This window comes from Tahibacter soli (genome assembly GCF_025717065.2).
Classification (GTDB): Bacteria; Pseudomonadota; Gammaproteobacteria; order Xanthomonadales; family Rhodanobacteraceae; genus Tahibacter; species Tahibacter soli.
Map to the genome: position 1 here is coordinate 335,104 of NZ_JAOVZO020000018.1, position 14,098 is coordinate 349,201.

Here is a 14,098-nt window from a genome sequence, read left to right on the forward strand (position 1 = left end):
TTTCTTCGACATATTCATTCGACGCGCAGTCGGCGCGCGCGCCGCCTTGGACGCGCGCGGCGCGGACGGCTAAGCTCGCGCGCCATGCCTACCTCGCTCATCGTCGTCGACGATTTTCTTCCGAATGCGCACGAACTGCGACGCGCCGCGCTGCGCCTGACGTACCCCGAACAGGACGGCGCGTTTCCGGGCCGCAACTCGCTCGAGCGCATCAAGATCGACGGGTTGATGGAACAGGTGTCGCGCATCGTCGGCGAGCGTCTCGCGCCCATGCAGCCGTTGCAGTCGCACGCGAAGTGCCGCATCACGCTGGCCGGCGACGTCGGTCGCGGCAAGGTGCACATCGACCGCTCGCACTGGTCGGGCATCTTGTACCTCAGCCGTCCCGAAGACTGCCGCGGCGGCACCGAATTCTTCCGCCATCGCCGCACCGGCACCGACCGCGCGCCGATGAACGCCGACGAGCTGCGCGCGACCGGCTATTCCTCGTACGAGGAGGCGCATCGCGAACTGATCGAAAAGGAAGGCGCCGTCGACGCCGCATGGGAGCGGACGATGGAAGTGCCGATGCGCTTCAATCGCCTCGTGCTGCTGCGACCGTACCTGTGGCACACGGCGGGGCCGGCGTTCGGCGACAGTCTCGAGAACGGCCGGCTCGTCTACCTGATGTTCTTCGGGCAAGGCTGAGCCGGCCCGACGGAATCGCCGGGCGCGGCCGGATGCGACGAGCATCCGGCCACGCACGAGACAGGTCAGTTCACCACGGCCTTGGTCAGCGTGATCGTGCGGTTCACGCCGTCGACGTTGTACGCGAACGTCGCCTGCGTCGCCGACACGAACGTCAGCGTGAACGTGCCGGTCTGCGTCAGGACGCGATCGCCGGGGTTGTACGTCGGACCCCACGGCGTGCCGGTCCACCGCACGACGCGGCCGCTGGCAACGTCCGGGCCGGTCCACTGCGCGTCGAGCTGGTACCACGACGCGCGGCCCTGGTTGTCGTAGACGAACCACAGCGCGAACAGGATGTTCTGGCCGAACGCGAACATCGACACGCCGCGGCCGGCCTCGCTCGGCAGGTCCCACTGGCCGGTGTAGTCGCGCGTCGGGCCGTTCTGCGCGGCGCCCGCGATGTACTGCGAGATCGACGGAAACACGAGTTCGAGCCGCGAGTAGAAATCGCGGTTGCCGGAAGCTTCGCTGCCGCCGCTGTTGCTGCAGCCGGCCGTGCCGCCGGCGAGGCCGCCGCGCAGCTGGTAGCCGCCGTTGAACGTGAACAGGCCGCTGCCGGAACTGCCGCCCTCGGTCGTGCCTTCGGCCCACGACGCGCGCAGCGCGCTCGACAGGATCTGCCCGTCGATGTCGACGTTCGAACTCACGCCGCTGTGGGTGCCGATGCTGACCTTCTTGATGTCGCCGCGCGGATGATGCACGCCGATGATCGACGTCGGCGTCGGCAGCGAACCTGCGTTCCAGCCGAGCAGCACCGCGCCGCCCGGCGGCGAGTTGTTCAGGCGCAACAGCGCGCCGTCCGTGCTCGCCTGCGAATACATCAGCTGCGAACCGCCCTGCACCTGGATGTTCGGGCCGGCGTTGTCGACGTTGCAGGTCGGCGTTTCGAAGTTCCAGAACGTCGTGACCGTCGAAGCCTCGGTCTGGTTGCCGATGCAGTGATGCGCCGTGTAGAACCACGGAATCTGCGTGGCCGCGACGGTGTCGTTGAGCAGCGTGCCGGTACACGTGTACGTGCCGCCGCCGGACTGGAACACGAGCCGCGCGACCGAGTTCTTCAGGTCGACGAAGTTCTGGCCGAGCGTGCCGGTGCGGCAGACGACGTCGATTTCGCACGCGCCCGAGTCGCCGAGCGCCTTCGCGTCGCCGCTCGAACCCTGCGGCCCGACGACGAGATGCGACACCGAATCGATCGAGAAGCGCACGCGCGAGGCATCGATGCCGGCCGGCACGAACAGCTCCAGGCGCTGACGCTCGCCGTCGGTCACGGCCGTCCAGTACACGCCCTGCGGATCGGCCTGGTTGCGGGCCGTGGCGGCGTCGACCGCGTAGATCGTGTCGCCGAACACCGTGCCGGCCACGCGCAGCTCGGCGCCGTCGGGCCAGGCGTCGACGCGCAGGCCCACGCGCAGCGCGGCGGCGCCGGCGGACGCGACGTCCAGGCGCAGCACCGTGCCGTCGGCGACGGCCTGCAGCGTCGGCTTCGGCACGTCGGAAACCGCCTCGCTCGCGACGGCGCGCACGACGCCGATCTGGAAGCGGCGATGCCGGCTTTCGCTGTTGCGGCGCTGCATCGCCTCGATACGTTCGTGCGCGAGCGCCGGCAGCGCCAGCGTCGGCGCCTCGGCGGCGGCCTTCGCCGCATCGCGCCATTCGACGCGCTTGGCGGCCGTCGCATCGATACGGAGGGGCTCGCTGCCCGTTTCCGTCACCTGCGCGTGCACGTTGCACGCGATCAGGCAAGCCAATACCGCACCGGTAGTCCTGACGATCATCACACTGCTCCTTGGCGACAAAAGGGGGATTGCACCCGTATACGAACTATAGCGCCGGCTCCTGTCGGCGCGGCAGCGCAACGTTCGGCCGTACGGCATTTGCAGAGTTTTTGAGCAACCGGTAACTTGGCCGATCCTGTCGCGCACGTCGCAGTCCGGTTTTCGCCGATGTCCTTCCGATCGAGCCTCGTCCTTTCCGCCGTCCTCGCCCTGCCGGCCGGCGCTTTCGCCTGTTCCGGCGCGCTGCACATCGAGCTTGAGCATCCGGGCGTCTACGCGCTCGACCGCGCCGGCATCGTCGCCGCCGAACCCGCGCTCGCCGACTGTCCGCGCGATTCGCTCGTACTGACGCAGAACGGCGAAGAAGTGCCGATCCGAACGACCGGCGAAGGCGCGACGCTCGGGCCGCAGGACCACATCGAATGGGTCGGCCGGCCGCTGCACGGACCGATGTCGTGGTTCGACAGCTACAGCACGGTCAACGTCTACCAGCTCACGTCGAAACCGGGCACGCACGCGCGCATCGCCGACGTGCCCGCGCCCGCCGCCGGCGGTCGCAACGCCGAGCTGTCGCGGCGCCTGCACCTGGAGCAGGAGAATCTGATGATTCGCCTCAACCAGTCGCTGACCAAGCTGTGGGAAGAGCCCGACGTGTGGCATTGGGCGAAACTCACGCACGTCGACCCGAAGCCGTACGAGGTGGCGTTCGATCTGCCCGACCTCGCCGCGCGCGGCAGCGCCCTCGCGGCGAAGATCAACCTGCGCGGCATGTCCGACGTCATGCGCATGGGCGACAAGCCCAAGCCCGACGACCATCACGTCAAGATCGTATTGAACGGCACGACGGTCGGCGAGCTCGCGTTCGACGGCCGCCAGGAGCGCACGCTCGACCTGCGCCTGCCGCTCGCCCTCCTCAAGGCGCAGGGCAACAAGATCGAACTGTCGGTGCCGCAGCGTCCGACCGCGCACGACCCCAAGACGCTGATCGTCGACGTGGTCATGTTCAACTGGCTCGAACTCGACTATCCGATCCAGGGCGACCTCGCCGCATCGAACGACGCGCTGTATGCGGCGACGCCGGGCATCGTCAGCGTGCGCCGCGCCGGCGCCGAGCCGGCGCTGTACGGCAGCGACGGCCGCCGCTACGTCGCGGCCGGCGCCGACGGCGCGTGGCGTTTCGCAGCGCCGGCCGGCAACGTCGAACTGCACGCGGTCGGCGCCGACGGCCTGTACAAGCCCACGCTCGTGCGCAAGCAGGCGCCGCCGCGCTGGCAGAACCCGAGCGAGCCGGTCGACTACATCATGATCGCGCACAAGCGCCTGATCGACGCCGCGCGGCCGCTGGCGGAGTTTCACGAACGGCGCGGGCTCAAGGTCGCGGTCATCGACGTCGACGACGTCTACGACGAATTCAACCACGGCATTTCGCATCCGCAGGCGATCCGCGCGCTGCTCGACCGCGCGTACCACGACTGGCCGAAGCCGGCGCCGCGCTTCGCGCTGCTGGTCGGCGACGCGAGCTTCGACATCCGCCACCAGCGCATCGACCGCCTCGCGCTCGCCAAATGGGCCGACAACGAACTGCTCAACCCGGGCGGCTTCGGCGACATTCCGAGCACGCCGTACGCGCAAACGCCGAAGGACCTGCCGCACCGCAACCTCATTCCGACGTGGCAGTTCGCCTCGTACGACGGCCAGTCGGCGAGCGACAACCACTTCGCGAGCGTCGGCGACGACCCGCTGCATCCGGTCATCGCGGTCGGGCGCCTGCCGGTCGTCGAGCCGGCCGAGGTCGCCGCGATCGTCGACAAGACCATCAAGTACATGAGCACGCCGCGCCTGGGCGCCTGGCGCCGCGACGTGATGTTCATCACCGACGAGAGCGACTACTTCAAATCGAGCTCCGACCAGATCGCGAACGAACTCGGCCAGAACGGCTTTCTCAGCGACAAGGTGTACGCGAGCGCCGACGAAAAGGACAACGTCGCGCACCAGAGCGCGATCAAGGACGGCCTGAACGAAGGCCGCCTGCTCGTGCACTTCATCGGCCACGGCGGCCGGTACATCTGGCGCACGGGCCCGCCCGACCTGCGCAAGAACCATGACTTGTTCACATTGGACGACGTTTCGCATCTGAAGAACGGCGCGACGCTGCCGATGATCCTGTCGATGACGTGCTACTCGGCGCCGTTCGACAACCCGACCGAAGACTCCATCGGCGAGCGCTTCCTGCGCGAAGCCGACCGCGGCGCGATCGCGGTGTTCGCGGCGTCCTGGCGCAACTCGCCGTCGCCCGAATACAGCAAGGCAGTCGTGCGCGAACTGACCAAGCGCGGCGCGACGATCGGCGAGGCGCTCGTCGCCGCGAAAAAGACGAGCCGCGACGACACGCTCGTGGAAACGTACAACCTGCTCGGCGATCCGGCCGTGATCCTCGAACGCCCCGAAGGCGAACTGTCGTTCGCGCGCGTGCCGGGTCCCTTCGGCAGCGAGCGCGTCGATGCGATCGTCAGCCGCGGCAGCTTCCGCGGACAGGTCGCGGTCGACTGGCTCGACGAGAAGGGCAAGGTCACGCACACCGAACGGTTCGCCGCGCTCGGCCCGCGTTTCGCGCTGCCGACGCCGCCGGACGACGCCGCCGCGAAGGCGACCGAGCTGCGCGCCTACGTCGCCGACCCGAACCGCGGCTTCGACGCGATCGGCCGCCTCGTGCTGCGCGAACCGGAAAAGCCGAAGCCGGCGGCCCCGGCCGCGCCGAAGACCGCCGTGCAGCCGCCGCCGGTGCAGCCGGGCCAGCACGATCCGAACGCCACGGCGAAGGCCGCCTCGGAAGACGTCGCCGCGGCACCGAAAAAGAAGCGCAAGGAAGGCGACGAGTTGTTGCGCGCCGGCTTCGAAGACGCGCCGCCGGCCAAGGCCGCGGCGAAGGCTCAGTCCAAGCCGGAACGCCGGTCCGTCGCCGACTCGGCGTCGCGCTCGGGCGGCGGCGGCGCCGACGAATCGCGCGCCGGCGCGCCCCACAGCTCGCGCAAGGCGTTGCGCAAGTAACCCTGGTCGTAGAAGCGCGCGCTGATGCGCGCGCCGAACTCGCGCGCGCCGATGCGCCGCGCGCGTTGAATCTTCCGGCGTTTCTTCCACATCCGCGCGAGCCCGAAGAACGCGTCGCGGTACAACCGTGCGACGACGCGCCCTTTGCCGCGCAGGCTGTGGCGCAGGATCACGCCGGCGTGCAGCGCGACGAGCCACGGCAGACGCGCGAGCACCGCCGTCGCCGGCACGCATTTCACCGCCATCCAGATCGAATTGCGGATGCCGTGGTACAGCACGAAGTCGTTGAAGCCGCCGCCGCTGGACGCCTGCCCTTCGTGCCACGCGAGCACGTCGTCGGAATACTGCGGCGTGAAGCCGAGCAGCAGCGCGCGCGCGGCGACGTCGGTGTCTTCCGCGTAGCAGAAGAAATCCTCGTCGAACACGCCGCCGTGCGCATCGCGCAGCGCTTCGAGCACGCGCCGCGCGTATAGCGCGCAGCCGCCGGTCGGGCCGAAGAACGGATCGCCGGCCGCAAGCCGGTTCGACGCCAGCAGGCTGCGGTAGAACGCGATGCCGAGCGAATCGATCTCGCCGCTCTCGCCGGGCGCCGCGCCGAGCTTGAGCACCCGGCCGCCGGCGAGATCGGCGTCGGCGCGGCCGTCCAGGTGCGCGCAGAGCCAGTCGCCGAGCGCGGGCGCGGCGACCGCGTCGTTGTTGAGCAGCAGGACGTGCGACACCGACGCGTCATCGAGAAACCGCGTGATCGCGCGATTGCAGCCGGCGGCGAACCCGATGTTGACGGGGCTTGCGACGAGCTCGGCGCCGGGCCATTCGTGCGCGAGGCCGGCTTCGAGCGCTTTCAGATCGTCGGCGCGCGAGCCCGAGTCGACGACGACGAGCCGCACGCGCGCGGCGAGCGCGCGCAGCGAGCGCACGCAACGCAGGCTGCGATCGGCCGTGTTGTAGTTGACCAGCACGACGCCGGCACGCGGTACCGACACCGCGTCGGCGCCGGGCCGCTGATGCGCGAGCGCGGGCGCCGCGTTCGCCGCGCGCGCGATCGCGGCGCGGTACACGTCGACCGTCGCGGCGACCGTGTTCGCCCAAGTATACGATTTCACCTGTTCCAGTCCGCGCGCGATCGCGCCGGCACGCCACGATGCGTCGTCGACCATCCGCGCCAGACCCGCGCGGATCGCGTCGACATCGAGCGGATCGACCAGCAGCGCGGCGTCGCCGGCCACTTCCGGCATCGACGCGGCGTTCGACGTGAGCACCGGCACGCCGCTCGCCATCGCTTCGACGAGCGGCAGGCCGAAACCTTCGTACATCGACACGAACGCGAACCCGAACGCGCCGGCGTACAGCGCCGGCAGGTCGGCGTCGTCGACGAAACCGAGGCGGCGCACCTGGCCTTTCCGCTCCAGCGGTTCGATCACGCGCGCGAGCGACGCGTCGAGCCAGCCGCGCGCGCCGACGACGACGAGCGGCACGCGTTCGCGCACGTTGGCATCGAGCTGCGCATACGCCTCGACGAGCCGTTCGAGGTTCTTGCGCGGCTCCTGCGTCGCGACGACCAGCAGATAGCCGCCGGCGGCGAGCGCGTGGCGCGCGAGAACCGGCGCGAGTTCGTCCGGCGTGCGCGGCCGGTACGCCGCGTCGACGCCGAGCGGCACGACGTGCAGCTTCGCGGCGTCGACGCCGAGCACGTTGACGAGCTCGTCGCGCACGTAGTGCGAGTCGACGATCAGCGCGTCGGCGCGCGCGAGCGTCGGCGGCAGATGCCGCTCGAGAAAACGCACGCGTTCGCGCGGATGAAACTGCGGATAGCGCAGGTAGGAGATGTCGTGCACGGTCGCGACGCTGGGACCGTCGAACGGCATCAGCACGAAGTTCGGCGCGTGCAGCACGTAGCCGCGCAGACGCCGCGCGTTCCAGCGAAACAGCTCGGCGCGCAGCTTCGTGTAGCCCTCCAGGGCGAACTGCCGGAACGGCAGGACGCGCCGCACCGACTGGATCGTGCGGTTGACCGCGAACGCCTGTTCGACGTCGTCGACCCAGCGATACGCCGAAAACAGCTTGAGCGGCGCGACCGCCCGATCGCCGGAAAGGCCACGCGCGAGTTCGCGCGTGTACACGCCGATGCCGGTCAACGGCGCGCTGATCGCGTCGACGTTCAGGATCAGGGGAATCGGCTCGGACAAACGCATTCCTTCAACGGGCGAGACGGCGCAACTCGGCGTCGAGCATTGTCCGGGCGAGGCCGGCAATGTCCAGCGACGGCGCAAAGCCGAGCTCGCGCCGCGCCTTGGCGGCGTCGCCGCGCTGCACCGCCGCGTCGAGCGGCCGCAGCAGACCCGGATCGACCCGCACGCGCAGCACGCCCTGCGCGTCGTGCGCGCGCTCGTCGATGCCGGCGCCGGACCAGCGCAGCGCGATGCCGGCTGCGGCGTACACGGTCGTGACGAAAACGCGCACGCTCGTGGCGACGCCGGTCGCGAGCACGTAGTCCGACGGCGCGTCGCGCGCGGCCATTGCGCGCATCGCGGCGACGTAGTCCGGCGCGTAGCCGAAGTCGCGCTGCGCGGAGAGATTGCCGAGCGCGAGCGCCTCGTCCGAGCCGCGGGCGACGCGCGCGGCCGTCGCGGCGATCTTGCGCGTGACGAAACCCGCGCCGCGCAACGGCGATTCGTGATTGAACAGGATCGCCGCACTCGCATGCACGCCATAGCTCGCGCGATACGCCTGCACCGCCGCGTGGCCGACGAGTTTCGCGAACGCGTAAGGACTGCGCGCGCGCGGCTGCACGCTCTCGTCGACGTGCGGCGCATCGAACAATTCCGCGCTCGACGCGTACACGAGGCGCGCATCGGGCGCATGGCGCCGCATCGCGTCGAGCAGGTTCGCGCAAGCCGTGCCGCTCGCCGCGAGCGCCGCCAGCGGCGCCTCGAACGCCGCCGCCACGCTGCTGACGGCGGCGAGATGAAACACCTGCGCGGGCTTGAGCGTCGCGACGAGATCGTCGCACGCATTCTCGTCGGCGAGATCGAGCGTGCGCAGATCGAGCCACGGGTGCGCCGCGATGCCCAGCTCGCGCAAACGCCACAGCGCCTCGTCGCCGCCCGCGCGGCGCGTGCCGCAGACGCGCCAGCCGTCGTCGAGCAGCGCGCGGCACAGGTACGCGCCGTCCTGCCCGGTCGCGCCGGTGACGATCGCGAGCGGCGCGCTCACGCGAGGCCGACGCCGAACGCGCGCGCGATCGCCGCGAGATCGTCCGGCACGCGGCCGGCAACGCGCTCGAACGCGTGGCGCTGCAGCCAGCGTGCGAACGCGATCGCGGCGTCGCGATCGCTCGCGCGGTCGACCGTCACGCCGTTCGGATCGCGCAACCGCTTCTCGCCGTCCACGCTCGTCAACGTCCACACTTCCGCATTTTCCACTTCAACCGCCGCGTCGAACGCGAGCACCCGCGGCGACGGCGGCGCGCCCGCGTAGAGGCGGCGCACGCGCCAGTCGAGCGCGAGGCGTTCGGGCGAAAACAGCGTCGCGCCGACCTGCGCGTCGTACGTCGGCCAGCGCTCGCGGATCACGCGCGCGCCCGCCTCGCCGAGCGCGGCGCGGCGCTCGTGGCCGAAACTCTGGCTGCGCGCGTGACGCACGAGCACGTTGCCGGCGATCACGTGCGTGAACCCGTGCGCGCAGGCGCGCTGGCACCAGTCGTTTTCCTCGCCGTAGCCTTGCGCAAAAGCGACCTCGTCGAGCACGCCGACCGCGGCGATCGCCGCGCGCTTCATGTACAGGCAGAAGCCGTTGCCGGTCGGCAGGCGCGGATACGCGAGCCCCGCCGACTGCCGCAGCGCGCGCGCCGCGTCGTGGAACGTCCAGCCCGCGGGCAGCGGGTTTTCGCGTTCGAGTTCGGGTACCGAGAACGCGCCGGCGTTGTCCGACACCGCGGTCGCGCTCGCGGTGTCGCCGCGCGCGTAAGCGGCGGCGCGCAGGTCCGCGAGCCAGTGCGGCGCGACTTCCGCGTCGGCGTTGAGCAGCACGACGTCGGCGTCGCCGGCCTCGGCGATGCCGCGATTCGCGGTCGCCGTGAATCCGCGATTGTGCGGATTCGTCAGCACCGTCGCGCGCGCCGACGCGTAGCGCGCGACCAGCGGCGCGACGGCCGCATCGGGACTCGCGTCGTCGATGACGATCAGCCGCACGTCGTCCGGCGTGTGCGCCAGCACGCTGTCGAGGCATGCCCGCACGAGTTCCGGCGCGTTGTACACCGGTACGACGACGGCGACGGGGCGCGCGAGATCCGCGAGCCGGTCGAGCGGTACGAGTTCTTCGGTCGCGAGCGGCGCGAGCGGCCGCGGTGCCGGCGCGAGCGCGAGGCCCGGCGTGCCGAGCGCGATGCCGACCGGCGCGCCGATCAACCCGTGCTCGCCGGCGAAACCGACCGCGAGCGAGGTGTGGCCGCTCGGCGAGAACGGCAGCGCGACGCGCGCGTGGCCGTGCGCGTCGGCGCCGATGCGCGCGTAGCGCACGCCGTCGAGCGTGAGATCGAACGCCGCATGCGGCGCGGTCGTCACGCGCAGGACGGCACCGTCCCAGTCGAGGCGGCGGATCGGCGGCGGATCGACGGCGGCATTCATGACTTTTTGACCTTGCCTCTATGTTGACGACGCAGCATCTCGGCGTGCTCGACCGCCAGCCGTGCCAGCAGCGCGACACTGTCGGGCGCGGGGGCCGGTACCGGTTCGCGCAGCGCGCCGCCGTCGGCGAGCGCGGCCCACAGCCGCGCGTGCTCGGCCAACAGCGGCGGCGTTCGCGCGAGACGGCGATGCGCCAGGCGCGGCGATACCCATGCGACGATTTCCGGCGCCGACGGCCAGCGCAGGCCGCGCAGGCCGGCGTCCCGCAGCGCGTCGTACAGACGCCGCGCGGTGGCGACCGGATCGGCCAGCAGCGCATGGTAGTCGACGATCGTGCGCGGACGCGAAGCGCCGGCCGCGAGCGCGGCGAGGTTGTAGTGCTCCCACAGCGCGAGCGCATGCGGCGCGGTCAGGCCGTCGCGCGCGGCGACCGACGCGGCGACCGCGCCCGGCGCGCGCACGACGTGCACGATCGCGGCGTCAGCGACGAGCGGCCCGATGTCGGGCCAGAGCAGGCACAGGCGCGGTTCCTTGACGAACCACGGCGCGCGCGATTCGAGTTCCGCGCGGATCGTGTCGAAGGTACCGCGCAGGCGCCGATCGGGTTCGGCGTTCGCGTCGCGGTCGAGCGGTATCGACCAGTCGGCGCCGCGCGCGGCGAGCGCTTCGACGCAGGCGGCGTGCAGGTCGCCGCGCTCGAAGAAGCCGCGCGCGTTCTCGTCGGGATTGGACAGAAAACCCGCCTCGTCGCCGCCGTAGCAGCCCATCAGGTGCAACAGGCCCGCGACGCACGACGTGCCCGAGCGGTGCATGCCGAGCACGATCGCGCCGCCCGCGCCGCGTCGCGGCACCGGCGCTCGCGGCGTCATCGGCAACGCGCGTTCGATGTCGGCGAGACGCTCGCGCACGCGCTCGGCGACCGCGGCCCAGCCGCGCTCGCGCCGCACGCGTGCGCTCGCCGCGAGCGCGGTGCGTCGCGCCGCGTGGCGATCGCGCCACGTTTCGCGCAGGCGGTCGATCGTCAGCGCCGCGTCGTCGGCCGCGACCACCGGCAGGCCCGCGGCGGCGGCGTGGAGCGCCGGCCCCTCGCGCGCGGTCGCGAACAGCGCGTCGGCACCGCGATAGATCAGCGCGCGTTCTTCTTCCGGCACGCGTCGCTGCGGTAGCACGCTGATGCGCGCGCCGTGCGGATCGAGCGCGAGCGCGCGCGTCGCGGCGGCGAGATCGACGCCGAGCGGATCGATCCACGCGACGAGCCGCACCGGCTCGTCGTGCGTGAACGCGCGCGTGAACGCGCGCAGCGCGAGCCACGGCCGATCGACGTCGTCCCACGACGCGACCAGGAGGTATACGAATTCCCCGTGTGGATTTTTCGGCGCGACGATCTGCGGATGGCAGTAGTCCGGATCGACGCCCCACGGCATGACGAGAACCGGCACCGCGACGCCGGCGGCGACGAGCCGGTCGCGCTGCGCGGCCGTCGGCGCCCACACCTCGTCGATCGCGTTGCACGCGTCGACGGTCGCGGCGTCCGGCGCGCGGTCGAACGCGGTCCAGCCGATGCGATGGTCGGCGTGCAGCTCGCGCCACAGCTGCGGATCGCCGAGCGCCAGCCCGATGCGCGGCGCGGCCGGCATCGGTCGCGCGCGCAGCGTGTTGAGCGTGTGGTCTCGGCTGTCGCCGGTCTCGGCGAGTGCGTGCGGCAGCACGCGCCGGTACAGCGACCGGTAGCGCACGTCCACGCCGGCCTCGTCGAGCGCGCGCGCGAGCGGCCGGGCGACCTCGGCGACGTCGTGCGGAAAATCCCACGCCGACGCCAGCACGAGGCGCTGCGTGTAGCCCGCTTCGAGCGTCGCACGCCAATGCCGCAGGAATACGGTGCGTCCCGCGCCCAGCAACTGCTCGCGCCACGCGCGGTCGGCGCCGGTCGAACCGTGCTGCCGGTGCACGAGCGTCACGCCGCCGCACAGCACGGTGAAGAAGCCGGCGGCGTGCGCGCGCAGGCAGTAGTCGCTGTCTTCGGCGTAGGTGTGATAGTCCTCGTGCAGCGCGCCGATCGCGCTGATGACTTCGCGCCGGATGTACGCCGCGGCGAACACCACGCCCTGCACGACGCGGTCGCCGCCGGCGTACTGGCCGACGTCGCGCTCGACGCGTCCTGACGCGATCTGCACGCCGGCGCCGTCGTCGGCGTAGACGCGCGTGCCGGCGTGCAGCAGCGAACCTTCGCCGTCGACGAGGCGGCAGCCGACGATGCCGACGGCGTCGCCGCCGTGCGCGCAGCGGCGCAGGCGCGCGAGCCAGTCGCGCTGCGTGAATTCCAGGTCGTTGTTGACGAGCACGACGTCCGACGCGGGATCGACCGCGGCGATGCCCGCGTTGTTGCCGCGCACGAAGCCGGCGTTCTCGGGCAGGCGCAGCACGCGCACGCGGTCGGCGTAGGCCGCAAGTTCCGCCGGCGTTTCGTCGGTCGAACCGTTGTCGACGACGAGGACGTCCGCCGCGTCGAGATCGGTCGCCAGCAGCGTGTCGAGCGCGCGCCGCGTCAGCGCCCACGCGTTCCACGCGAGCATGACGATGCTCGCGCGCCGCGTCATGGTTCCTGCTGCTGCACGCGCTCGTCGCCGGCTTCGCGCCACAGCGTCGCCAGCAGCGCGGCGACGTCGACCGTCGCGTCGGGATCGGCGACGAGCTGGTCGAGCAGCAGACGGCGGCGGCGCAGCGCGTCGTCGTGCGCGGCGACGATGCGGTGCCAGTGCGCGGCATCCTGCGCCGGCGCGGGCTCGAAGCCGAACGGGCGCAGGAGCGTCGCGGCGATGTCGGTCAGGCGCTTGCCGAGCCGCCAGCTGCGGCTCGCGAACACCGCCTCGCCTTCGCCGATCAGGATATCGAGCAGCTTGCGCAGTTGCTCCTCGGTATGGGCCGCTTCGGCGAGACGCAGTTCGAACTCGTAGTCGCGATTCATCGTGCGCCGATTGTGACGTCAGGCACAGCTGAGGTCGAGCAGCGGCGCGGCAAACGCGAGCGCGAGCAGCAGCGCGGCCAGCGATGCGCCGGCAAGCCGGCGCCACGCGCCGCGCAGCGCGACGGCCGCGCCGGGTTCGGGCCGCGCGAGGCTCGCGAGAAAACTCGCGCCGAACGCGCACAGGAACGGCAGCATCGGCAGCAGAAAACGCGCCTTGACGTGCAGCGGCAGATACAGCGCGAGTTGGTACGCGAAGAAGGCGAGCGCAAGCCACGGCAACGGTTCGCGCCAGCGCCGCCACAGCGCGAGGCCGAACGCGAATGCCGCGAGCGTCAGCGCGTGCGCGGCGTCGCTCCACAGCGTCAGCGTCGACACCAGCGCCGGCGCGGCCTCGCGATAGGCGCCGGTATAGCCCGCGCACGCGGCGCCCGGCAGCTGCGACAGCAGCAGCGTCTTGGCGTTGAACAACCGGAAATACTGTTTCGACAGCTGGCCTTCGATCGTCGCGACGACGCCGCGTTCGTCGACGACGCGCCGCGCGCGGTCGAGAAACGCCGCGTTGCGTTCGGCCGGCGTCGCGCCGGCGGCGAACCACTCGCCGAGCAGCACGCCGACGCTGTCGCCGACGTAGTCGCTGCGCCAACGGTCGGCGAGGCCGCCGACGATATTGAACGCCGAACTGTCCGCAACCATCGGCTTGCCGGTCGCCTGCCAGCCGCGCGCGAGCGGCACAGCGATCGTTGCGATGACGCCAGCGACGAACAGCGCCGCGATGCGCACGTCCAAGCGCGGCCGTTCGCGGCGCCACAAGAGCACGGCGAACAGCGGCCAGAACGGCGTGAGCAGGCTCTTGGCGAGGATCGCGGCGCCGGTGGCGATGCCGGCGAGAAAACCGGCGATGCCGCGCATCGCTCCCTCTCCCCCAACCGCGTTGGGGGAGAGGGTTGGGGTGAGGG

At 71.4% G+C, this 14,098-nt stretch carries 9 protein-coding genes; 2 read left to right on the forward strand and 7 right to left on the reverse strand.

The annotated features are described in order from the left end of the window. Positions 1 to 84 precede the first annotated feature (84 nt). A complete protein-coding gene (locus tag OD750_RS14990; RefSeq protein WP_263541492.1) occupies positions 85 to 687 on the forward strand; it encodes a DUF6445 family protein in 603 nt (200 codons plus the stop codon). A gap of 65 nt (positions 688 to 752) precedes the next feature. On the opposite strand, the gene OD750_RS14995 is transcribed toward OD750_RS14990, so the two are convergent. Then, positions 753 to 2,504, reverse strand: a complete 1,752-nt coding sequence (locus OD750_RS14995) for a hypothetical protein (RefSeq protein ID WP_263541493.1) — start codon at positions 2,502 to 2,504, stop codon at positions 753 to 755. A 168-nt stretch (positions 2,505 to 2,672) separates the two neighbouring features. On the opposite strand from OD750_RS14995, the gene OD750_RS15000 reads away from it, so the two are divergent. Further along, complete coding sequence (locus tag OD750_RS15000) at positions 2,673 to 5,552, forward strand: C25 family cysteine peptidase (protein ID WP_263541494.1); 2,880 nt, start codon at positions 2,673 to 2,675, stop codon at positions 5,550 to 5,552. On the opposite strand, the gene OD750_RS15005 is transcribed toward OD750_RS15000, so the two are convergent. The 6 genes from OD750_RS15005 to OD750_RS15030 are packed head-to-tail and all read right to left on the reverse strand — an operon-like array spanning position 5,435 to position 14,051. Then, positions 5,435 to 7,738, reverse strand: coding sequence for a glycosyltransferase (locus OD750_RS15005; RefSeq protein WP_263541495.1), 2,304 nt, complete (start codon positions 7,736 to 7,738; stop codon positions 5,435 to 5,437). The genes OD750_RS15000 and OD750_RS15005 overlap by 118 nt on opposite strands. A 10-nt stretch (positions 7,739 to 7,748) precedes the next feature. Next, positions 7,749 to 8,765: a GDP-mannose 4,6-dehydratase gene (locus OD750_RS15010; protein WP_263541496.1), complete on the reverse strand. Its 1,017-nt coding sequence runs from the start codon at positions 8,763 to 8,765 to the stop codon at positions 7,749 to 7,751. Beyond that, complete coding sequence (locus OD750_RS15015; RefSeq protein ID WP_263541497.1) at positions 8,762 to 10,177, reverse strand: glycosyltransferase; 1,416 nt, start codon at positions 10,175 to 10,177, stop codon at positions 8,762 to 8,764. Before OD750_RS15015 ends, OD750_RS15010 begins: the two co-directional genes overlap by 4 nt. Then, positions 10,174 to 12,774: a glycosyltransferase gene (locus OD750_RS15020; RefSeq protein WP_263541498.1), complete on the reverse strand. Its 2,601-nt coding sequence runs from the start codon at positions 12,772 to 12,774 to the stop codon at positions 10,174 to 10,176. Before OD750_RS15020 ends, OD750_RS15015 begins: the two co-directional genes overlap by 4 nt. Next, entirely contained in the window at positions 12,771 to 13,142 is a 372-nt protein-coding gene (locus OD750_RS15025) for a hypothetical protein (RefSeq protein WP_263541499.1), read from the reverse strand. Before OD750_RS15025 ends, OD750_RS15020 begins: the two co-directional genes overlap by 4 nt. A gap of 18 nt (positions 13,143 to 13,160) precedes the next feature. Then, on the reverse strand, positions 13,161 to 14,051 hold the full coding sequence (locus OD750_RS15030) for a hypothetical protein (RefSeq protein WP_263541500.1): 891 nt from the start codon (positions 14,049 to 14,051) through the stop codon (positions 13,161 to 13,163). Between the last annotated feature and the right edge of the window lie 47 nt (positions 14,052 to 14,098).